At 41.7% G+C, this 20,125-nt stretch carries 17 protein-coding genes and 1 pseudogene; 9 read left to right on the top strand and 9 right to left on the bottom strand.

From position 1 onward, the window contains the following. Positions 1-17: 17 nt before the first annotated feature. Positions 18-557, top strand: coding sequence for a quercetin 2,3-dioxygenase (locus QI031_RS04895; protein WP_425526008.1), 540 nt, complete (start codon positions 18-20; stop codon positions 555-557). 32 nt (positions 558-589) lie between these two features. After that, positions 590-1,417 (top strand): oxidoreductase, encoded by an 828-nt coding sequence (locus tag QI031_RS04890; protein ID WP_281484086.1) that lies wholly within the window; start codon positions 590-592, stop codon positions 1,415-1,417. 234 nt (positions 1,418-1,651) lie between these two features. On the opposite strand, the gene QI031_RS04885 is transcribed toward QI031_RS04890, so the two are convergent. The 4 genes from QI031_RS04885 to QI031_RS04870 all read right to left on the bottom strand — a co-directional run bounded on the left by QI031_RS04885 (position 1,652) and on the right by QI031_RS04870 (position 4,859). Continuing rightward, positions 1,652-2,314 carry an HAD-IA family hydrolase gene (locus QI031_RS04885; protein ID WP_281484085.1) on the bottom strand — a complete coding sequence of 221 codons (663 nt, stop codon included), beginning with the start codon at positions 2,312-2,314 and terminating at the stop codon, positions 1,652-1,654. An 80-nt stretch (positions 2,315-2,394) separates the two neighbouring features. After that, entirely contained in the window at positions 2,395-3,588 is a 1,194-nt protein-coding gene (locus QI031_RS04880) for an NAD(P)/FAD-dependent oxidoreductase (RefSeq protein ID WP_281484084.1), read from the bottom strand. A gap of 348 nt (positions 3,589-3,936) precedes the next feature. Further along, positions 3,937-4,470: a ComEA family DNA-binding protein gene (locus QI031_RS04875; protein WP_281485933.1), complete on the bottom strand. Its 534-nt coding sequence runs from the start codon at positions 4,468-4,470 to the stop codon at positions 3,937-3,939. 14 nt (positions 4,471-4,484) lie between these two features. Then, positions 4,485-4,859: an NINE protein gene (locus QI031_RS04870; protein WP_281484083.1), complete on the bottom strand. Its 375-nt coding sequence runs from the start codon at positions 4,857-4,859 to the stop codon at positions 4,485-4,487. A gap of 431 nt (positions 4,860-5,290) precedes the next feature. On the opposite strand from QI031_RS04870, the gene QI031_RS04865 reads away from it, so the two are divergent. From QI031_RS04865 to QI031_RS04835, 7 genes are all read left to right on the top strand, one after another. Next, a complete protein-coding gene (locus tag QI031_RS04865; RefSeq protein WP_281484082.1) occupies positions 5,291-5,485 on the top strand; it encodes a hypothetical protein in 195 nt (64 codons plus the stop codon). A 59-nt stretch (positions 5,486-5,544) separates the two neighbouring features. Then, positions 5,545-5,973: a hypothetical protein gene (locus QI031_RS04860; RefSeq protein WP_281484081.1), complete on the top strand. Its 429-nt coding sequence runs from the start codon at positions 5,545-5,547 to the stop codon at positions 5,971-5,973. 187 nt (positions 5,974-6,160) lie between these two features. Continuing rightward, on the top strand, positions 6,161-7,714 hold the full coding sequence (locus tag QI031_RS04855) for an efflux RND transporter periplasmic adaptor subunit (protein ID WP_281484080.1): 1,554 nt from the start codon (positions 6,161-6,163) through the stop codon (positions 7,712-7,714). A 124-nt stretch (positions 7,715-7,838) separates the two neighbouring features. After that, positions 7,839-9,110, top strand: a complete 1,272-nt coding sequence (locus QI031_RS04850; protein WP_281484079.1) for an ABC transporter permease — start codon at positions 7,839-7,841, stop codon at positions 9,108-9,110. 101 nt (positions 9,111-9,211) lie between these two features. Then, positions 9,212-9,883, top strand: a complete 672-nt coding sequence (locus QI031_RS04845; protein WP_281484078.1) for an ABC transporter ATP-binding protein — start codon at positions 9,212-9,214, stop codon at positions 9,881-9,883. Between the two features lie 330 nt (positions 9,884-10,213). Then, positions 10,214-11,683: an efflux RND transporter periplasmic adaptor subunit gene (locus QI031_RS04840; protein ID WP_281484077.1), complete on the top strand. Its 1,470-nt coding sequence runs from the start codon at positions 10,214-10,216 to the stop codon at positions 11,681-11,683. A 10-nt stretch (positions 11,684-11,693) separates the two neighbouring features. Next, positions 11,694-12,911: an ABC transporter permease gene (locus QI031_RS04835; RefSeq protein WP_281484076.1), complete on the top strand. Its 1,218-nt coding sequence runs from the start codon at positions 11,694-11,696 to the stop codon at positions 12,909-12,911. Between the two features lie 61 nt (positions 12,912-12,972). On the opposite strand, the gene QI031_RS04830 is transcribed toward QI031_RS04835, so the two are convergent. The 5 genes and pseudogenes from QI031_RS04830 to QI031_RS04810 form a co-directional block, all read right to left on the bottom strand. Continuing rightward, on the bottom strand, positions 12,973-13,377 hold the full coding sequence (locus QI031_RS04830; RefSeq protein WP_281484075.1) for a type II toxin-antitoxin system VapC family toxin: 405 nt from the start codon (positions 13,375-13,377) through the stop codon (positions 12,973-12,975). A gap of 2 nt (positions 13,378-13,379) precedes the next feature. Beyond that, the gene (locus QI031_RS31690) at positions 13,380-13,508 is read right to left on the bottom strand and encodes a hypothetical protein (protein WP_425526007.1); all 129 of its coding nucleotides are present in this window, start codon (positions 13,506-13,508) and stop codon (positions 13,380-13,382) included. Between the two features lie 339 nt (positions 13,509-13,847). Beyond that, positions 13,848-14,577, bottom strand: a pseudogene (locus QI031_RS04820) (Bax inhibitor-1/YccA family protein). A gap of 112 nt (positions 14,578-14,689) precedes the next feature. Further along, entirely contained in the window at positions 14,690-17,443 is a 2,754-nt protein-coding gene (locus QI031_RS04815; RefSeq protein ID WP_281484074.1) for a pPIWI_RE module domain-containing protein, read from the bottom strand. Next, positions 17,436-20,060 (bottom strand): hypothetical protein, encoded by a 2,625-nt coding sequence (locus QI031_RS04810; protein WP_281484073.1) that lies wholly within the window; start codon positions 20,058-20,060, stop codon positions 17,436-17,438. The genes QI031_RS04815 and QI031_RS04810 overlap by 8 nt, the downstream gene beginning before the upstream one ends. Positions 20,061-20,125 lie beyond the last annotated feature (65 nt).

The raw sequence follows: 20,125 nt of genomic DNA, 5'->3' as shown, positions 1-20,125 counted from the left end.
AAATAAGGAATCATCCAATGACATTAACACCCTGGCCAACGCTCCCACCCCCTGGCTCGATGCCCTTCATCAAGACCCGCGACAATGCTCCAGCTTATTGGAGCGACGATATACTATGGCTGATCCTAGCATCTGGAGAGGACACGGGAGGTCGCTGGTCGATGATGGAAGAGCTTTGCCCTAAAGGTTCGGGCGCACCGCCGCACGTACATATCTGGTCAGACGAAACCTTCTACGTGCTTGAAGGCGAAGTCACTTTCCTAATGAATGATGAGATGAGTCAGGTAGCCGCTGGTAGTTTTGTAGTCATTCCGCGCAATACAGTTCATGGCTTCCGCGTCGATAGCGAAGTGGCCCGCGTCCTCAACAGCTATATGCCCGCAAGTTGGGAAACAGCGGTGGTAGCCCTCGCCGAGCCAGCCGAGAGCCGCACGATCCCGCCACACGGTCGTACCCGTCCGAGCCAAGTCCACGTTACCGCATTGATGAAGGCTTTTGGTATGACACCAGTGTCTGGACCCGATCCGCTCCGACCATCTAACTCGAATGTACCCTAATTACAACAAAAAGAATGAATTTGGGAAATATCATGAATACTGACAGTAAAGTTTGGTTTATTACGGGGAGTAATAGCGGTTTTGGACTTTCCTTGAGTAAAGCTGTATTAGCCAAAGGAGATAAGGTTGTGGCAACAACTCGACATCCCGAAGCGATCGAAGATTTAGTTAAGCAGTACTCTGACACTGCAAAGGTAGTCAGCTTAGATGTTACCAAACCAAAGGAAATTAGTTCTGCAATTAATGTTGCTTTCTCTACTTTTGGTCAGATAGATGTGCTGGTCAATAATGCGGGTATTGCTACTATGGGTGCAGTGGAAGAAATCGCAGACGAACAGATACGTCGTCAGTTTGAGGTTAATTGCTTTGGAACTTTGAATGTAATCAAAGCAACGTTATCTTATTTTCGCCAAAGAAAAAGTGGTCATATCATTAATATCTCTTCGGCTGGCGGTCTTATGGGCTTTCCTGGTTCGGGCATTTATTCTGCTACCAAATTTGCGATTGAGGGTTATTCTGAAGCATTAGCCCAAGAGCTTGCACCTTTTGGTGTTAAGCTAACTTTGATTGAACCAGGAGGGTTTAGAACCAATATTCAAGGTTCTACAACAACTCCCGATTGTCAAATTGATGACTATCAAGAATCCGTCCACAAGTTCGTCAAACACCAGTTAGAAAATAGTGATAGAGGAGATCCTGACAAGGCTGCACAAGCAATTATTAAAGTAGTAGAGTCAAACAATCCTCCTCTGCATTTGCTATTAGGAGAAGATGCATTGACAAGTTTTCGTCAGAAACTAGAATCCTTTGAGAAAGAAATTCAAGAATGGGAAGACGTTACTCTGGACACCTCTTTATAGACATGAAATAAATCGTATACAGACTGAGTCAGTAGACTCATTGATAATTTAGTATTAAGTGTCTTGATAAAAGCTACCAGTTTAGCTGAATGACAAGTTTTATTAAGAAACTCAAAAAAAATTATCCAATTTATTCAGACTTTATTTTTCTTACTCCCTCTACTTCAAAAGGGAAGAGCGATCGCCTAAAATTTAACGCAGAGTCAAGCTGTACCTCTGCGTTTTCTAACATTGCTAACTGCCTGGTTGTATTTGATCTCGATTAATCCAAATGCCTCTGAGTCCAGCGGCTTTAGCCCCTTGATAGTCTTCTTCGATACTGTCACCAATATGCCATGCTGCCTCAGGTTGACAGTTATGTTTTTCTAAAGCAATGGCAAAAATTCGAGGATCTGGTTTAGCCGCACGGGCTTGGGTAGAAATGGTGATGGATTTAAAGTATTGGCTTAGTCCTAAACTTTGTAATACTGAATAAATTCGGGAATCAAAATTAGATAGTATCCCTAGTTCAATTCCTGAACGCTGCCAATCTAATAAAGATGGTAAGACATCAGGATAAATAAACCACGGTTGGCCAGTACCAAAGTGAATATAAAGTTCACCAAAAAATGCCGAAAAGTCGGAAAACTGCTTGAGAACACCTGCACTTTCAAAAGTATTCAAGGCAATAATCTGCCACCAATCAAACTCCCGTTGGGGAATATCTTGTGGGTCAGCATCTGGAAAAATTGGCGGTGGTGCTGCTTTCCAGCTTTTGATAAATGCTGTATTTAATACTTCTGGTGCTACTTCAACATCAAATTCTTGGGCTATCTGACTATATACTTCGCCTACGCTGCCTTTAACTCCGAAGAGTGTACCCACAGCATCTACTAGAATAACTTTCGGTCGTTCCATCAAACTTTTTATGATTTACAAATGTCGGATTTGAGATTTTGGCTTGTGAGAGAGTTTCCGCAGTCAAGGCACACTACTTGTTACTGAGAAAGTGTATCTATAATAGGACGGACTAGCCAATTAAAACCAACTTTGAGCTGATGATCTAAAGTTGGCATCCGATATAAGTAAGCCAAACGACGCGCTACATAAGCTAAAGAGCCATCTAATTTAATTCCCAAACCAGCCAGCGTAGCGTTGTCTGTACCCAACGCCATCATTTCTCCTAACTGTTGATAGCGGAAAGGAAGTAAAGGACGATCGCTAAGAGTTGCCCAGATATTCCAGGCTGTATAATCAGCTTGTTGGAAAGCTGCTTGGGCTGTGGCGGGTATTTGTTGACCTTCAGCATCACAACAATCTGCTAAATCTCCCAAGGCAAAGATTTCGGGATGGTCAAGGACTTGCAAAGTAGGTGTAGTGCTGATTTGACCACGCTGGTTTTGCTTGAAAGCTAGCGATCGCACTACAGAAGCAACTCGTATGCCTACAGTCCAAATTACCAAATCTACGGGGATTGTATCTACCTGATTTTTATAATCTAAAGAAATGGTATCTTGTCCTATTGATTCAACTTTGGTTTCTAAATCAATAAACACACCCTTTTCTTCTAAAGCTTTTTTGGCGGCTTCACGATTAAATTCTGGGGAAGTTCGCAAGATTTGGTCGCTGATTTCAATTAATCGAAAGCGTCCTCTTTCTCCTAGCCTGTCTGCTAATTTACAAGCCAATTCTACGCCGCTATAACCAGCCCCAACAATTGCCACCCGGATTTTATCTGCGTCAGATTCTTCTAATACTCGCAAGCGTTCTTCTAAACGATAAGCATCAGTAATACTACGGAATGGATAGGCGTAAGACGTAGCTCCAGTTACCATATCTAGTGGTGTTTCTCCGCCCAAAGCAAGTACCAATCGATCATAGGGAATTTCTGGGCCATCTTGTAAATGAACTCGTTTTTGGTCGGTATCAATTCCAGACACAACTCCTTGATAAAAACGAATACCTGTATCTTGTAAAAGTTCTTCAAAAGGTGGGGCAATTTCCCAGGTTTGCAGTTCACCTGTAAGTAATTCGTAAAGTAAGGGAGAAAATAAAAAGCGATCGCTTTGATCGACTAGTACAATTTCGGGCTTTTGTGAAGATTCCCAAGGTAACTGACACAGGCGCAAGGCAGTGTAGAGACCACCAAAGCCTCCACCAAGGATACAAATTCTTTCTGTTTGTTGGGTCATCGTTCTTTAGGACTGTCCATCCCACCAAGGCAACTAACTTAACTCTAATAATTGTGGACGGATTTTAACAACCCCTGAAAGTTTTAAAGAGGTAAAGGACTTCCAACTAAAAAAATATCCCATCGTTATAGAAGCAGGGGGGCAGGGAGCAGAAGAGAAGTGCGGTCTTGGGGTCTCCCCAAGTGGAGCAACTTCGGGGAGCAGGGGGAGTAAGAAAAATAAAATATGAATAAATTGGATAATGTATTTTTTGGAGTTCCCTAAGAATAAAAGTGTCTTGTTTCTAGACACGGTGATTATCAAGTTAAAAGGTAGTTCTTCAAAAATCTGCTCTCAGGGTTGTAAGTCTTAAAATCTTAAATAATACATCATCTGGGCGATCGCTTCACCAGACAAATCTAGTCGTCGCTGAAAATCGGCTAAATTGCTGTAAAATCCAGCCGATAAGCGATTTTGGACTATCGCTTCAGCTAAAGATAAATCTATAAAAGGAATTTTGGCTAATTGCTCAACTGTGGCTGTGTTTGGGTTAACTAAAAGCGCAGGTTTATCTAAAGATTCGTGGTCATAGTAATTAAAAATCAGCAGCGGGTTTAAAGGCTCTAATCGCTGGACTGGCATACTCAAAGCCGCTGCAATATCTTCAATACAATAAAATTTAACACCTGAGCGTGAAAGTTCTACCAGCGATCGCGCTTGGTGAATCGACAAACCAGGTAGACGTAACCAATCATCTACAGTTGCTTGATTAGCATCAATGCGGATACCCAGTTTGGCTGCTACTTGAATTTCTTCCCCAGACTGTAGTCGATAGTAGGGGTCGTTGAGGAGCTTGGCCTTAAGTTTTTGTAATTTAAAATTCAAAGGTAGCCAGTTGTTCATCATTTTTGCTTGCTTCAAGAAATTTGGTCGAGCAGCTGGCGGCGCTTTTGTTCAAATTCGTACTCAGAAATCAGTCCATCTTGGCGTAAAGCGTCTAATTCACGCAAAGCATCAGCGATCGCCCCGACATTATTGTTCGCCTGCTGGGATATTTTGACTGCTGACTTACCGAAATTAAAATTACGATCAAAAGCTTCTTCATCTTGGGCTAAGTACCAAACTCCCTCAATAGCACTAGCTACCTTAGGTATCGGTGTCCAAGAAAGCAAAACATACAGCACACCCCACAGAGGCTGTCCCAAATAAAACTTATGTAATCCTGAAATTGTCAACGTGCCAGAAAAAGCTAAAATTGCGGCAACGCTGCGACTTTTGCGCTTAGTCAACATATTCCCAATCAACCTATTACTACCACAGTTCCTCCAATCAGATAGCCATAGTAGCAAAGCACGTAGATAAATTCAGCATTGCGGAAGTCCTCGTGAAAAGCAAACAGATAAATCTATTCTATTAAATTCATTGGTATCAGAGAGAGAACTTTTAACAGCGAACAGGGTGTGTAATTAAGCCCCGAACCAAAATTGATTTATTTGACACTGCGCGTGTCAGGGGTCAGTTGTCAGTTGTCAGTGATGCACTAAGCGGCTGGTGAGCGCAGTCGAACCATGCTGAAATGTCGAAACTCAGTACATCGCTGCGCGGAAATCGAGTTTCGACTTCGCGGCAGTTGAGCGAAGTCGAAACTCAACTGCCGATTCTCTAAGTATTGTTTTAATCTGGTTTAAAACTCACTTTTCGCTGTCTTGAAAAGTTGCTCCTCTTGGGTTCTACCCAAGACCGCACTTTTCGCTTTGCCACTGACTACCGACTACTGACAAAACTCCATCCCTTGATGGGTGGAGTTTTTATTTATAAATTGGTGACTTTGGTCATAGATCAATTTGCAACTACTAGTGACTTTGGTCACGCGCTAAGTTATGGCTTTCTCGTTGATAATTGCTGGCATCAATTGTAATTTTGCTCACCGGAACTTAAGCACAATTGAAATTCCATGCAAACAAAGGAGTCAATTTTATGTTGAAACAAATACGTCCAGCTATACTGCTGGCTACGGCTCTCATCGTTTCTCCAATTTTTTTGACTACACCTGCAAGTGCTGAGACAAAATACCGTCATAAAGAAGTCCGCACTAGAGTAGTTACTCCCAATAGAAGAGTCGTTGCTCCCAATAGAAGAGTAGTGACTCCAGTTAGAGTAGTTACTCCCAATAGAAGAGTGGTTACTTCCAACAGAGTAACTAGACTTTCTAATGGTGACATCAGACTTCCCCACGGGGAAATTGTTTCTGCTAGAAGAATAGTTAGACTGCGTAATCCAGGTTACTTTAAACTTCCTAATGGGGATATTATTCTTCCCAGTCAGGAAATTGTTTTTAGTAGAAGCGTAGTCAGACTTCGCAACGGTGATATCAGACTTCCCAATGGAGTAATAGTGAGGATATAGCGATTTGCGACAGGGTGCAATACACTTTATACACTTGAGTTCTTTGATCGTGATCCTGCAAGAAGCTTTTAATACGTCAATATTTATGATTAAAAAATCAAGGAATTGCAAGTATAGGGCTACTAGGCTTAAGTTCTAGCCGTTAAGAATTAGTTCGGTAGCCATTTTTTCTACACTGGTATTTAATATGAAAACCGATACATCGCCTTCAATAGATTCCTCATCTTTGCTTCCAGAAGTAAAAAAAAAGCGTAGTTATCCTTGGCTGTCTTGGCTACTCATTCTGGGACTGTTAAGTGGAATTGGCTACGCGCTTTATTACCAAATAACTATCCTTCCTAATCAAGAAGCAAGACGGCGGATATTGACACAACCTGTAGAAAGGCAAAACTTAACAATCACAATTTCAGCAAACGGTACAGTCAAGCCTGAACGGTCAATTAATCTTAGCCCTAAAAACTCAGGCATCCTGAAACAACTGCTAGTTAAGGAAGGAGATATTGTCAAAAAGGGACAGATTGTAGCATATATGGATGATTCCAACCTGCGTGGGCAACTTACCTCTGCTCAAGGACAGTTGGCACAAGCTGAGGCAAATCTACAAAAAGCGCAAGCAGGTAATCGCCCTCAAGATATTGCTCAAGCTCAAGCACAGTTAGACGAAGCTCAAGCAAATCTGCAAAAAGCGCAAGCAGGTAATCGTCCTCAAGATATTGCCCAAGCCCAGGCACGTTTAAACAGCGCCCAAGCTAATTTAAGTAAAGCAGAAGATAATTTCCGCCGTAATCAACAACTCTACAATGCCGGAGCTATTTCCCTACAAAGTGTAAATCAAACTCGTGCAGATCGTGACAGCGCCCAAGCTGCGGTCAATGAAGCACAGCAGGCTTTAGCATTACAAAAAGCTGGGTCACGTCCCGAAGACATTGAGCAAGCGAGATCTGTAGTCAAGCAGAGACAGGAAGCCTTAGCACTTTTGAAAGCAGGCACGCGCCGAGAAGATATTGATGCCGCCAATGCTCAGGTAATTTCTGCTCGTGGTTCGCTGCAAAACGTCCAAGCTCAAATCAATGACAATATAATTCGCGCTCCTTTTGAAGGTCTGGTGACGCAGAAGTATGCTGACCCAGGAGCTTTTGTAACTCCTACAACTTCAGCTAGTTCCGTCTCTTCGGCGGTTTCATCTTCAATTTTGTCCTTAGCTTCTACAAATGAAGTTGTGGCCAATTTAGCTGAAACCAATATTTCTAAAATTCGCCTTGGTCAACCAGTCACAATCAGGGCAGATGCTTACCCCGGAAAAACCTTTACAGGTAAAGTCAGCCAAATTGCAGCTCAAGCTGTAGTAGAACAAAACGTTACCAGTTTTGAAGTGAAAGTATCACTTTCAGATCCTCAGAGGCTGCTGAGATCTGGGATGAATGTAGCAGCAGATTTTCAAGCTGGTCAATTGAAGAACGTTTTGGTTGTACCCACAGCCTCAGTTGTACGTAGAGAAAATGCTACAGGTGTGTTCGTTGCCGGAGTAGATGAAAAACCTGTTTTCACTCCTATTGAGACTGGCGTGACTGTCGATAACTTTACGCAAGTTAAGTCTGGATTGCAAGGCAACGAGAAAGTCTTGCTGAGTTTCCCTCCAGGGTCAAGACCACAATCAACACCACGAGGAGGATTGCTACCGGGTATGGGAGGAGGTAATCGTTCTTCTGGCGGTCGTTCTCGTGGTAATGCTGCACCTTAAATTTAGTTTTTAATTTTAAATACAAAAATAGCAGTTTTCTTGTAGATAGAATACATCACCTTAGCCTTTAGTCCCTAGTCCCTTTTATCTCTGAGAGTTACTGCACACAACCAAGAAGCGCTATATGATTAAAGCTTTCTACCAAGGCAAGAATACCCGCACTGTTCCATTTACAGAAATATTGTCAATGGCGGCAGAAACCCTGTGGAGTAACAAATTACGCACAGGATTAACTATGCTGGGTGTAATTATTGGCATTGCCTCAGTTATTGCCATTACTTCTGTTGGTCAAGGGGTGCAAAAGGGAGTCGAGCAACAGATACAAGCATTAGGCACAGATGTATTACAAGTTTTGGCTGGTGCAGCAAGAAGTGGGAATATTAGGCAGGGATTGGGTTCTAGCAGTACTTTAACCTGGGAAGATGCTCAAGCGATCGCCACACAAGCACCGTCAGCACAAATGGTTTCTGCTTACCTCCAACGCAGCGCTCAAGTTGTTTATGAAGGACAAAACACCTCAACAACTATTTATGGTACAGATTTGAACTATCCAGAAGTCAGAAATACTCATCCCCAATCAGGTAGATATTTTACTCAAGAAGAACTAAATACGGCTACTCAAGTTGCAACTATTGGGCCGACAGTCCAAAGAACACTATTTGGACAGGGTGTTAATGCCATTGGAGAAAAAATCCGTATTCAAGGAGAAGCTTATGAAGTAATTGGAGTGATGGAAGCTAAAGGTTCTCAAGGGCCGATGGATCGAGATGACCAAATTTTCATTCCTTTAACTAGTATGTCCAGCAGACTAGTAGGAAACAATTCTTTAGCAGGGGTTTCTGTTAATGGCATTTTAGTTAAATCTAGTAATCAAGAACAACTAGAAGCGGCACAGTTTCAAGTTACTAATCTTTTACGTTTACGTCACAATATTTATCCGCCACAAGCCGATGATTTTCGTTTAACTAACCAAGCTGATATTGTTAGTACCTTCACTAATGTTGTGGGTTTATTTACAGTGATGGTAGTAGCGATCGCGGGGATTTCTTTAGTCGTCGGTGGCATTGGCATTGCCAATATTATGTTAGTTTCAGTCGTGGAACGTACACGAGAAATTGGGATTCGCAAAGCTGTTGGAGCCACAAATTCAGCTATTTTGAATCAATTTTTAGCCGAGGCGATCGTTATTTCTATTGTTGGTGGTTGTGTTGGTATGGGTAGTGGTGTTTTGATTGCTTTTGTCTCTGCAAGTATTTTTAAATTTCCGTTTGTTATTTCTTTTTTATCAATTATTGCTGGGTTTGCACTTTCGTTAAGCGTTGGCTTAATTGCTGGGGTGATTCCCGCACGTAACGCTGCCAAATTAGACCCAATTACAGCTTTAAGAAGCGACTAAATAATTCGTAATTCGTAATTCGTAATACAATTATACGGATACTTTTGTTCCCTGTTCCCTGTTCCCTAACTCCACTAATAAATTTAACTACTTATATTTATATGGCAACGATGATTTGGATGGAATCTATTACTAAAACCTATTATTTAGGAGAAGTTACTGTTCCTATACTTAAAGGGATTCAACTTTCTATTGAGGAAGGTGAATATGTCTCTATTATGGGTGCGTCTGGTTCAGGTAAATCTACACTGATGAATATTGTGGGGTGTTTAGATCGGCCGACAACTGGACACTACATTTTTGAAGGGAGAAACCTAACTACTTTTGATGATGATGAATTAGCTTATGTCCGCAATCAAAGGATAGGGTTTGTTTTTCAACAATTTAACTTATTAGCACGGGCGACGGCTTTAGACAATGTGATGTTACCAATGATTTATGCTAACTTACCCAAGCATAAACGCCGTGAAAGAGCATTGGCAGCTTTAAATAGGGTAGGATTGAGCGATCGCATTCTCAACCGTCCTAGTCAACTTTCTGGTGGACAACAACAACGGGTAGCCATTGCACGAGCTTTAGTTAATCGACCTGCATTAGTTTTAGCTGATGAACCAACAGGAGCATTAGATACCGAAACTTCCCACGATGTGATGAATTTACTGACAGAGCTTAACGATCAAGGAATTACAATTGTGATTGTGACTCATGAACCAGATATTGCAGCCCAAACGAAACGAATTATTCGAGTTCAAGATGGTTTGATTGTTGGCTGATAATAAGATCCCTGATTTATTAAATAAGTCGGGGAGCTGAAACTCACAAAGTAATCAAAAATAAAGTTGTAATTGCCTCTTCATCTTTCTCAAGTTCAAAGTAATTACTTTTACTTTGGAAGTATTGATTTATGAATAAAGTCACCCAATCAGGTGAAGCCATACGGAAGTGCTAAAGGCTAACATAAGGGAGCGTTGAGCAAGGATTCAACTAACTTTCGTTGATTTATTGATAAATTTTTAGTCCACCAGCTTTTTACATTTTCCCACTTGCCATCCCACTAAACGCTACTTAAGCGTTAGCACAGCAACAACCGTAGGCTAGTATTTATGATTACGCATATAGAAATTCCCTTTATTGGCAAACTTAAGTATCCGCGACGTTGGTTAATTGGGTTGATAGCAACGGGTTCTTTGGTGGTTGCTGTACCAACAACTTATACATTATTAAATAGGGGAGCAAGCCAACAAGATATTACTGAATTAACTGTACCTGTAGAAGCTAAAAATGTTACTTTGCGGATTTCTGCTAGTGGTAAGGTAGTGCCAGTTCAAAGTGTGAATATTAGTCCTAAAAACCCTGGTGTGCTGGCACAGTTATATGTGGAACAAGGCGATCGCGTCCAGCAAGGACAAATTATTGCCAAAATGGATATAGGTGATATTCAAGCCCAAATCCAGCAATATAAAGCTAACTTAGCCCAAGCTCAAGCCCAGTTAGCCGAAGCTCAAGCCGGCAGTCGTCCCCAAGAAATTGCTCAAGCAAGGGCGCGTTTAGCCCAAGCCCAAGCTCAGTTATCCCAAGCCCAAGCTGGGAATCGTTCTCAAGAAATTGCCCAAGCAAGAGCGCAAGTAGAATCAGCAAAAGCCCAAGTTAATCTTACACAAGTACGGGTAAATCGATATCGGGAATTAACAAGGCAAGGAGCGACTTCTCAAGATCAGTTAGATCAGTATATTAGTGAAGATAGTAGAGCCAAAGCTAGTTTAGAAGAAGCACAAAAACGATTATCACTGTTAGAAAGTGGGACTCGGAATGAAGAAATAGCTGCAAGAGAAGCAGCTGTGACTGAAGCACAAGCAGCACTGGTTTTGTTAGAAAATGGTAGTCGTCCTGAAGAAATTGCCCAACGTCAAGCAGCAGTGAAAGCTGCCCAAGCGCAACTTGCAGCAGCTCAAGTGAGGTTGGAAGATACTATTATCCGCGCTCCTTTCAATGGAATTGTCACACAGAAATATGCCAATATTGGCTCATTTGTTACACCCACAACCTCGGCTTCTACTAGTGCATCGGCAACTTCTAGCTCAATTGTGGCTGTAGCCCGCGGTTTAGAAGTCCTTGCTCAAGTCCCAGAAGCTGATATAGGTAGAATTAAGCAGGGACAGGAGGTAGAAATTATTGCTGATGCCTATCCCGATCAAGTTTTTAAAGGTCATGTCCGCCTGATAGCACCAGAAGCAGTAGTAGAACAAGGCGTGACATCCTTTCAAGTGCGGGTTGCTTTAGATAGTGGTACAGATAAATTGCGTTCTGGCTTAAATGTGGATTTGACTTTTTTAGGCGATCGCGTTAACGATGCTTTAGTCTTGCCCACTGTCGCCATTGTGACTGAAAAAGGCCAAACTGGCGTACTCGTCCCAAATGAAAAAAATCAACCCCAGTTCCGCGAAGTCACCATCGGGTCACAAATCGAAGACCAAACTCAGATTTTAGAGGGAGTTAAACCAGGCGATCGCGTGTTTATCAACCCGCCTCAAGATTACAAATTCCAAAAGGCTAAAGAACAAAATAATTCGTAATTTTTAAGAGATGAATCTTGTAGAAAGTGTACAAATGGCGGGGAAAACCCTGCTGTCGAATAAGTTGCGTAGCGCCCTGACGATGCTGGGTATAGTTATTGGTAACGCTTCGGTGATTGCCATGATTGGTATCGGTGAAGGAGGACAAAAATACGTATCTAACCAGCTAGAATCCTTAGGGCCAAACGTGCTGTTTATACTGCCAGGTAATCAAGAAACTCAGCGAATTTCTTTTGAAGTACCAAAAACTTTAGTATTGCAAGATGCCGAAGCGATCGCCTCTCAAGTACCAACAGTAATGGGAGTTGCGCCAGAGTTAAATAGAAGACAAGTAGTTGCATATCGCAACAGAAATACCGATGTTAATATTATTGGCACAACTCCCAGTTTCTTATCGGTGCGGGATTTTGAAACTGCTAAAGGCAGGTTTTTCTCGGAGGTAGACATCAAGCGAAGTAACCAAGTCATTGTGCTAGGTGGAGACTTGGCAGAAAAACTATTTGGTAGTACTAACGCTATCGGTCAGCAATTACGAGTTGGAAATACTAGCTTTCAAGTAATTGGCACATTAGTAGCCAAAGGTTCTAGCGTCGGCGCAGATTATGATGATGCTGCCATCATACCAATCACGACTTCAGCTAACCGACTGGTAGGAAAAAATTCTCCTTATGGTATTGCCTTAGATTACCTTGTCGCTGCGGCTCGTGATTCAGAGAGCGTAGATGCAGCAGAGTTTCAAATTGCTAATTTGTTGCGTCTACGGCACAAAATTAATGGTGAAGATGACTTTACTATTCGCTCTCAAAAAGATGCTTTGCAAACAGTTGGTCAAATCACAGGTGCATTGACAATTATGCTAGCAGCGATCGCCGGAATATCGTTGTTTGTCGGTGGTATTGGCATCATGAATATTATGCTTGTCTCTGTGACTGAACGCACCCAAGAAATTGGACTGAGAAAAGCGATCGGGGCAACTGAACAAGATATTTTATTACAATTCATCATTGAAGCTGTGATTGTCTCCGCTGTGGGTGGCTTACTGGGAACAGCAGTTGGTGTTAGTGGCATTTTGTTAGTAGCAGCCGTAACACCCCTAGAAGCAGGAATTTCTCCTATAGCGATCGCAACAGCAGTTGGTGTTTCTGGTGGTATTGGTTTATTCTTTGGTGTCGTTCCCGCCCGTCGCGCTGCTAAACTCGATCCGATTGTGGCGCTTAGAAGTGCTTAGTAATAGCAATTGCCTTTCATTGACTGACATTGTTTTCTTCTGGGCGATCGCATCATTACTTTTAAGAAGAACGCCAATTTTCTATTGTTAAGCTAGGTACTCTTTGAAATTCTCTAACATTTGATGTTACAACAATATGATTGTGAGTTATTGCTGTTGCTGCGATTAATACATCATAAGAACCGATAGGAGTACCTGCTGTTTTCAGAATACTTCTAATTTGGGCAGCTTGTTCAGCTTCTTTCACTCCAAAAGGTAAAACTGTAATCGAGTCTAATAATACTGTAATCAATGATTGAATTTTCAAGGCACGTTGAGGATTTATTGCTAATCCGTACTTTACCTCCATTACTGTTAAGGAGGAAATAAAAATATCAGTAGGAGTAGTAGACTTTAAAAGCTTGAGAGTGTTTTCTTCTCCTTTGACAAAATCACTAACTACACAGGTATCGAGTAAGTAACCCATGATTACAATTCGATTTCGTTAGGTGGTAACAGTTCGTTTCGGTAGGATTCAAAAATAATACTTTCTACTACACCTTGATGTTGCATAATTGTTGCTGGCCAAGTTGTAGATTTTGTTTCTAAGAAAGTCACAAATACTCTGCTTTCTATTATGCCTTTTGGCGTTTCAGCTAGTTCGATTTTACCGTTTTTATAGATTCCTTCAATGGTTCGTAGTATTGTAGTTGATCTCCTATCTAATTTCTAATAGCATTTACAGCGGTTTTCTTATGGATAAAATACACATAACTTCTTCTTTTCTCCAAACATATTTACGGCAGACTTCGCAGACGGCTTTTGCTTCTTCTGTTTGCGGATTGATGAAGATGGAATGGTAGCGTAGCGGAGGCGATCGCTTTTCGTAGTTAGATAAAATACAGTCCTTTGTTAGGGAACAACATTGTTGTTCCCTACGCAAGTGTTTATGGTTGATTAATCACGGCCATTGATGGCAATTAGCAACCGCAAAATAAAGATGAACAAGTTGATATAGGTGAGGTACATCGACAAAGCCGCAGGTAGGTACTCGTCATCGCGGTAAGTACGGGGCAAGATGTAAAAATCAACAACAGAAACCCCAACAAACAGAAACACCCCTAAGCCGGAGATAGCAATTTCTAACCAATTTGGTGTATAAACACCAAACATGGCAAACCCAAATTGCGCGAGACAAACTACTACCAAGGCAATAACGCCCAAAGAGACGGTTTTTGACAAAGCCATCCCATCTTGTTCAGAGAGATTTGAACCAATTTGACGGGCAGCAATAAAGGTAACGCCACAACCAAGGGCAGCTAAACCAATGCCTTGAATGCCCACACCTTGAGTTCTCAAGGCAACAAATACTAAACCACTGAGGGTATTATCCAGATAACAGGCTATAGGTTGCTAGCAGCGGCAGGGCAACCCCTTTATTACCTTTTCGGGCGACGTTTTGGGCAACAAAGAACAAAATTAACTCCACAATCACTGCACCAATGAATGTGGGGAAGAATATTTCGGGGTTGGTACGGATAACTCCCAAACCACCATAGGTTCCCAATGCAGTTAGTACAAGACCTCCACCGACATAGGGTAAGGCATTAGCAATTACATTTGGGCCAACGAGGGCTTGAGTTTTAGCCTCACGGATAGCTTCACGAAAATTACTGGTATTGCTCATATTGAAAAACTGTTTTTAGGAAAACGTTCTGCTTATTTCTATTGTTACCAATCTTTGCGGTGAACAGCCAAGAATTTAATATCTTTGCCAAATCTGAAGGGCGGCTTTGTGGTTAAAAATTAGAATCGTCAGTCTCAGAGGATTCCACAGGATCTTTAGCACTGACAGCATACTCTTTAGCCTTAATTGCAAAGCGAAAAGGTAAAGGCAGAGCAACATCATTAGCAAAATAAGGCCAACGACTCCTGAGAGAGTGGACAAAATAAGCTAGCTTGTCACCCTTGATTTCTGGGTGATGAATCAAGGCTATTTCTAAGATTCTGGCTCTTCCAGCTTGCCTATTGCCATTGTCAAGACGAGACTGCCATGTGCGTAATATGTGCTTTTCAGTATTTAAAGGTTTTCTAACACTCAAGAAGAGCGATCGCTCTACATCATCACACACATTCTGCCATCGATAAACACCGCTGGTTCGACTACCAGGAGAATCTTTAACAATAGCAACTGGAACTTCTCCATTATCTGCAACTCGTAAGCGCACAACCCAGAGGCGATTTATTTCTTCTTGTGAAAGGTGCTGTTTTAGTGCTTGTAGTGGGTCATTAGTTACTAGATTTTGGTTTTGTAACCAGTTCAGCATTTTGCGGGCATTTTGTGCTTCTGCCATGAATAGCACATGCGGGGATTTTTCATCAGTAATTGGAGTATTTAAACAATCTTGCAAACATTCAGCAACAAATTTATTGATTAATCTTTGTTCTTTTGTTTGCTCCTTGCGCTTTTGTTCCTCATCAAGTTCTTCATTATTTTCATCATAAGAGTTAGAATCCCAGTCTTCATCAGAAAGGTGTGCGAGTCCGACAGGATAGGATACCCAACCTTGTTTATTAAATAAGTCAGGTGTTGTTAACTCTACTTTTGCTGTAAGTGGATTAACTCTAATCATCAAAACAACAGTTTTGGGAATGTTTTCAGCATTGGTTTTGCGGGTACGGCGTAGAACATAAAAGCACGTTAACCAGACATCAATATCAATGCCATCTTTTTTAGAATCAATCAAAGGAGTATCAGGTAATATTCCAAATTGTCTGAGTAAGTCTGATACTGCTCGTTTCACTGGTTCCAAACCAGACTTTTTTAGCTTATTCGGGTCTTTTATAGTAGTTAGTCGGTGTATGTGTTGATTTAGATAGCCTGCTTTTACTGCCCCAATTCGCCAAGCAATTTTAGGGTCAGCCTCGGATATATAAGGTTTCGGTCTGATTTCAATTAAGGCTCCACTTAGCTCTTTAGTTTGAGGTAAAAATGCAGTAATCTTATTAGTTCTTTCTGTTAATAAATTAGGACGTTGCTGTTGATAAGTTTTCTTCGTTTCAGAAAAAGCTTTAATTTCTAGGTCTTGTGTGAGGTCGCCAACGTGTTGAGTTTTGATGCACAAAGAACCGTATACACCTTCATAAATATTGCCTACATTTGTAGGTGATAAATATAGTAACTTGCAAATCTCATCAATCAGTGCATCACGACATTGTGGAGTTTCCCACAAAATAAGTATAGTATGAATGGGATTTTCCACATTACGAAATACTGCTGGTGCTGCTAGTTTGGGTCGCAGCATTGGAGTCGCTGAATGATTTGGGTCTTCAGATTTCTTGGCTTTTTTAGGCTTGGGAGATTGGTTATCTTTGTCAGCAAGCAAAGGCACAATTTTATTTTTGGGTTTCTCTGAAGGCCAGAAAATAAAAACGTTACCTATCACCCTTTCAGCCTCACCCACTCTTTGAACAGAAAGACGTGCTTCAATAGCTCGATCTAAACTAGCCAAATCCTGTGGACTAATACCACCCAAGCAGGGTGGTTCACCTAATTTAGAAGTGTAGGCGATCGCAGCTTGGATACCACTAGGAATTGTGTTGACACCTGACCAGTTATAGTTTGGGTTAGAAACGAAATTATTTGCGTCAGGAAGTTGAGAGTCATTAAAAGAAAAAAGATTGCTAATAGCTTGAGACCATTTCACTTTCTTTCCATAACGGTTGATCATCAGTGGAATAAAGCAAAAAGATTGGCGTTGACCATCTAACCACCGACGGTTATCACCGACATGAGCTTTTACACCTGGGTACGGTACATATTTCAGAGGTTGAGTCAGCCAGCGTCGAATTGATAAATGATTATAAATGATAGGTTTTTCGCGCCAGGGAACTGTTTGTAATACAAAACTAATGACAAACGAGATATAAGCTGTTTCTATTGTTTCCTTTCCTTTAGTCACCGTAATTTCACTAGGAGGCCATGACATCAACTCCGCACCTTGAAGGCTGACTACTCGGTAAAATGTCAGTTGGTATTGCTCATCAACACCAAAGGAAACTGTTGGGTTTTGAAGAAACTCCTTGGCAAGGTAATCTGGAATAGCTTGGTAAAGGTTGCTTGTTTCGGCTTGATCTTGAGGATGAAGTAAATCATAGATTTTTGGCTCTTCCCAGTGCCAATCATCATTATTCAGATTTGCAAGCTGTGACTCAACATCTTTTAAAGAACTAAATTCTTCAATCAACCAATCTTTGATATAGTTACCCAAGTCAGAAAGGTCTGTAGTTTCTGTGGCTAACAACCAAGGTATATTGCCTCTCTGCCAGCCATTACGCATAGTTTTGATAATTTGAGGAAAGCTACCAACTATCAAAGGGTCAAGAGAATAAACTGGTACGGCTCTATAACCTTGACTTTTGAATCTGGCACGCTGTTGAGCAAGGTTGTTGGCAACTTGTCGCCACGCAGTAGGAACATAGATTGCAGACAGTTCGCATTTTGGATTTGTTGCAGTAAGTTCCCAAGCACCAGGACGAATAATTTTAGTCATAGTTTAAGTTTCTTTGTTGCATTTGTTGAAGTGCATTCAAAAAAGTGCCATAAAGCGATCGCGCCAACACATCCTCACTTTCGATACAAGGTTCCAGCACCTTGATAATGGCAACTAAAAGTGAAGTGATTTCGCTGTCTTGTTCGCCAATAGCTGAATTTGGGGCAAATTTCACATCTAGAAAATGGACTACTGCTGGTACACCACCACGCACCAAACGCCCGATGATCTGCCAGATACTCACTAACTGAGTCCAGCAAAGTACTGATCGCTCGTCTTTTGTTAGTTGTTTGAAAGACCATGCTGTGTAGTTTAAGTTGACCATCTCGGCAGCAGCATTCTGATAGAAGATATCTGCAACCTGAGTCAGAGTTAGGTTTCCCAACATTGATTGAGCTTCTTCGTACAGATTAGAGTCTTTTTCGTGCTTCAGCGCCCAAGCGTTGAGTTGCTGAACGGTAGATTGCCAGTTATCAGGTATTGGCATGGGTCTGTTGAGGAACAGAACTGCACCGAATGCGGCTTTACGTTGAGCATTCAAGATATTGTGACCCCGTTCTAGAGCCATCAAAGGAGCAACTACAATTTGAGTGGATAAATGTTGTAAATTCCGAATTTCACTCCGAGGAATACCATGAAGATGAGCGGGAGCATTGTCACGGCGGAGGGTGGCGATACCGTCATCGTTAATATTTACGTTGAATCGGTAGCGCGATTGTAAGATAGACGCTACCCACTCCGATTCCTCGTAGCTACCCACAACAATCAAGATGCGATCGCGATCGTTCCACCATTGGGGTTGCTGTTGTTTTCGCTCTTGTAAATCCTGAAATACCCGATCAAGAAAATTCTCTGCACCTCTTACTGAGTGGCACATAGCCTCAACCATTTCTTTAGCAGCAAGTTTGCGTTTTGTAGGTAGTAATCCTGATAAAGCAATATAGTTCGCTTCTCGATTCTGTTTAGGACTAAAGAAAAATTGACTCTCAGCTATACCAGCCTCACCAGTTCTGGGTTGCAGCAACACGGTAGGTTTTATGTTGATGTGATAGGCTGGCGAACCAGGAGCGTAGCTAGTACCTGATATCAGAACAGTATGCGGACCTTCCCAGCCATCAACTGCGAACAGTTTTGGGAAATTTAAGAGTATTGCATGGCCTACACCTACATAGCGAAAATAGTCCAACTTCCCAGCTTTTTTATTGCTACGTTCTTGCTTATATAAAAAGCCTAGAATATTTCCTACTGGCGATTCTGGTAAAACGGGGAGAAAGTCGCGCGGTGGACGATGCAAGAGGTCTTGATTCAAGTCGTGTAGGTTCATTACTCGACCAAGGTCGCTCAGATTATCAACCAAAAAACCAAGTCGGTTGTCGAGTACAGTAACTAAAATCGCAAATTGGAGATTTCGGATTAGTTCTTCAAATTGAGCTTCATCTGGTAGGGAAATATTGTGAGTTTCCAGCCATCTTTCACACCAAGGAGCAATTTCAGTTAATGCTTGACGGTCATTTTCCGCTATTAAGATTGTCAATGCCAAATCTGAGAGTTCACCACCACGACGGCGATTGAGCGGATATTGCAAAAATCCGTCTAATTCGTCCATCATTTGTTTGCGGCGGCGACGTTGTTCTGTGGGAGCCAAGTCTGCTTCAATGATGCGTTTACGCCGTTCTTCCATAAGTTGTTGGCGAGTTAGCTTTGGTTTCGGTGAAACAGTAATGTTGGGAGGATCAACGAGGTCACGGATAATCCGAGCAAATAGAGAACGACCTGTAAAAGGAAGTGGCCCCAACCATTCAACCAGTTTAGAGTGGGTAAGAAGTAAGTGATAGATGCGGTTAGTTGCATTTTGAGTGTGGTAATGTGCGCTTGTCCAAGCAACAAAGCGATCGCCTGCCATATCACCGCGATCAGAATTGTAAATCGTCGCAATATTCAATCCGAGCTTATTTAAAAATGAGTTTCCCGAAGCATCGACTAAGACTTCATCAGGAGCAAACTCTTCATCAAACTGAATCTGCACGCGATCAGCTTCGTCAACAAATAGAAATTTACATTCTCGATAAACCGCCTCAGCAAAAGTTAAGTCTTGTTCAAATCCTTGGCGGGGTACACGAGTATGAATGAAACTAGCAGGAGTGAAAATCCAGACTAAGGCTGTAGCAATGTCGTGTTCTAAATGGTGACGTGGACATTTGTAATAAAAAGGACAAGTATATTTTTCATCACTTTCTTGCCAGTCATCATCATCATCATTTCCCGCTATAGAAACTTTTTGATAGAGCTTGTGACAAGGTTCATTACCAAATTCCCATTGATCTTCTGATTTCACTAAAGCTAAAAGTGGGCAAACTGGACTAAACCAACGCCATCCAGGGTGCATTCCTCCCTTGATAACTTCCTTACCGTCACTTTTAAGAATTGGTTCATAGACTTTTGTCAGTTGTTCTTGGCGTTTACTACCCAACACTGGTGCAGCAGGAATTTTTAACTTGTGACAAAACAAAGAAGCAAGGCGCACTGCTGTAGCGACATCATTGACCATCAACCCACAGCGATATCCCTGTTTAGCTAAGAGATAAATTATAATTTCCAACAAGGTAGACTTGCCCACATTCAAAAGCCCAACTATGTGGATTAGTTCTACAAAATTTAACTGATCGCCTTGATGAAAATTAT

The sequence above is a fragment of the Halotia branconii CENA392 genome, from assembly GCF_029953635.1.
GTDB classification, from domain to species: Bacteria; Cyanobacteriota; Cyanobacteriia; order Cyanobacteriales; family Nostocaceae; genus Halotia; species Halotia branconii.
Note: the sequence above shows the minus strand (reverse complement) of the source record. Positions and strands in the feature narration are given on the sequence as shown.

What these genes read in the sequence shown, in the direction of transcription:
- QI031_RS04895 (WP_425526008.1), top strand. Translation starts at nt 18, where the DNA reads ATGACATTAACACCCTGGCCAACGCTCCCACCCCCTGGCTCGATGCCC.
- QI031_RS04890 (WP_281484086.1), top strand. Translation starts at nt 590, where the DNA reads ATGAATACTGACAGTAAAGTTTGGTTTATTACGGGGAGTAATAGCGGT.
- QI031_RS04885 (WP_281484085.1), bottom strand. Translation starts at nt 2,314, where the DNA reads ATGGAACGACCGAAAGTTATTCTAGTAGATGCTGTGGGTACACTCTTC.
- QI031_RS04880 (WP_281484084.1), bottom strand. Translation starts at nt 3,588, where the DNA reads ATGACCCAACAAACAGAAAGAATTTGTATCCTTGGTGGAGGCTTTGGT.
- QI031_RS04875 (WP_281485933.1), bottom strand. Translation starts at nt 4,470, where the DNA reads ATGAACAACTGGCTACCTTTGAATTTTAAATTACAAAAACTTAAGGCC.
- QI031_RS04870 (WP_281484083.1), bottom strand. Translation starts at nt 4,859, where the DNA reads ATGTTGACTAAGCGCAAAAGTCGCAGCGTTGCCGCAATTTTAGCTTTT.
- QI031_RS04860 (WP_281484081.1), top strand. Translation starts at nt 5,545, where the DNA reads ATGTTGAAACAAATACGTCCAGCTATACTGCTGGCTACGGCTCTCATC.
- QI031_RS04855 (WP_281484080.1), top strand. Translation starts at nt 6,161, where the DNA reads ATGAAAACCGATACATCGCCTTCAATAGATTCCTCATCTTTGCTTCCA.
- QI031_RS04850 (WP_281484079.1), top strand. Translation starts at nt 7,839, where the DNA reads ATGATTAAAGCTTTCTACCAAGGCAAGAATACCCGCACTGTTCCATTT.
- QI031_RS04845 (WP_281484078.1), top strand. Translation starts at nt 9,212, where the DNA reads ATGGCAACGATGATTTGGATGGAATCTATTACTAAAACCTATTATTTA.
- QI031_RS04840 (WP_281484077.1), top strand. Translation starts at nt 10,214, where the DNA reads ATGATTACGCATATAGAAATTCCCTTTATTGGCAAACTTAAGTATCCG.
- QI031_RS04835 (WP_281484076.1), top strand. Translation starts at nt 11,694, where the DNA reads ATGAATCTTGTAGAAAGTGTACAAATGGCGGGGAAAACCCTGCTGTCG.
- QI031_RS04830 (WP_281484075.1), bottom strand. Translation starts at nt 13,377, where the DNA reads ATGGGTTACTTACTCGATACCTGTGTAGTTAGTGATTTTGTCAAAGGA.
- QI031_RS04815 (WP_281484074.1), bottom strand. Translation starts at nt 17,443, where the DNA reads ATGACTAAAATTATTCGTCCTGGTGCTTGGGAACTTACTGCAACAAAT.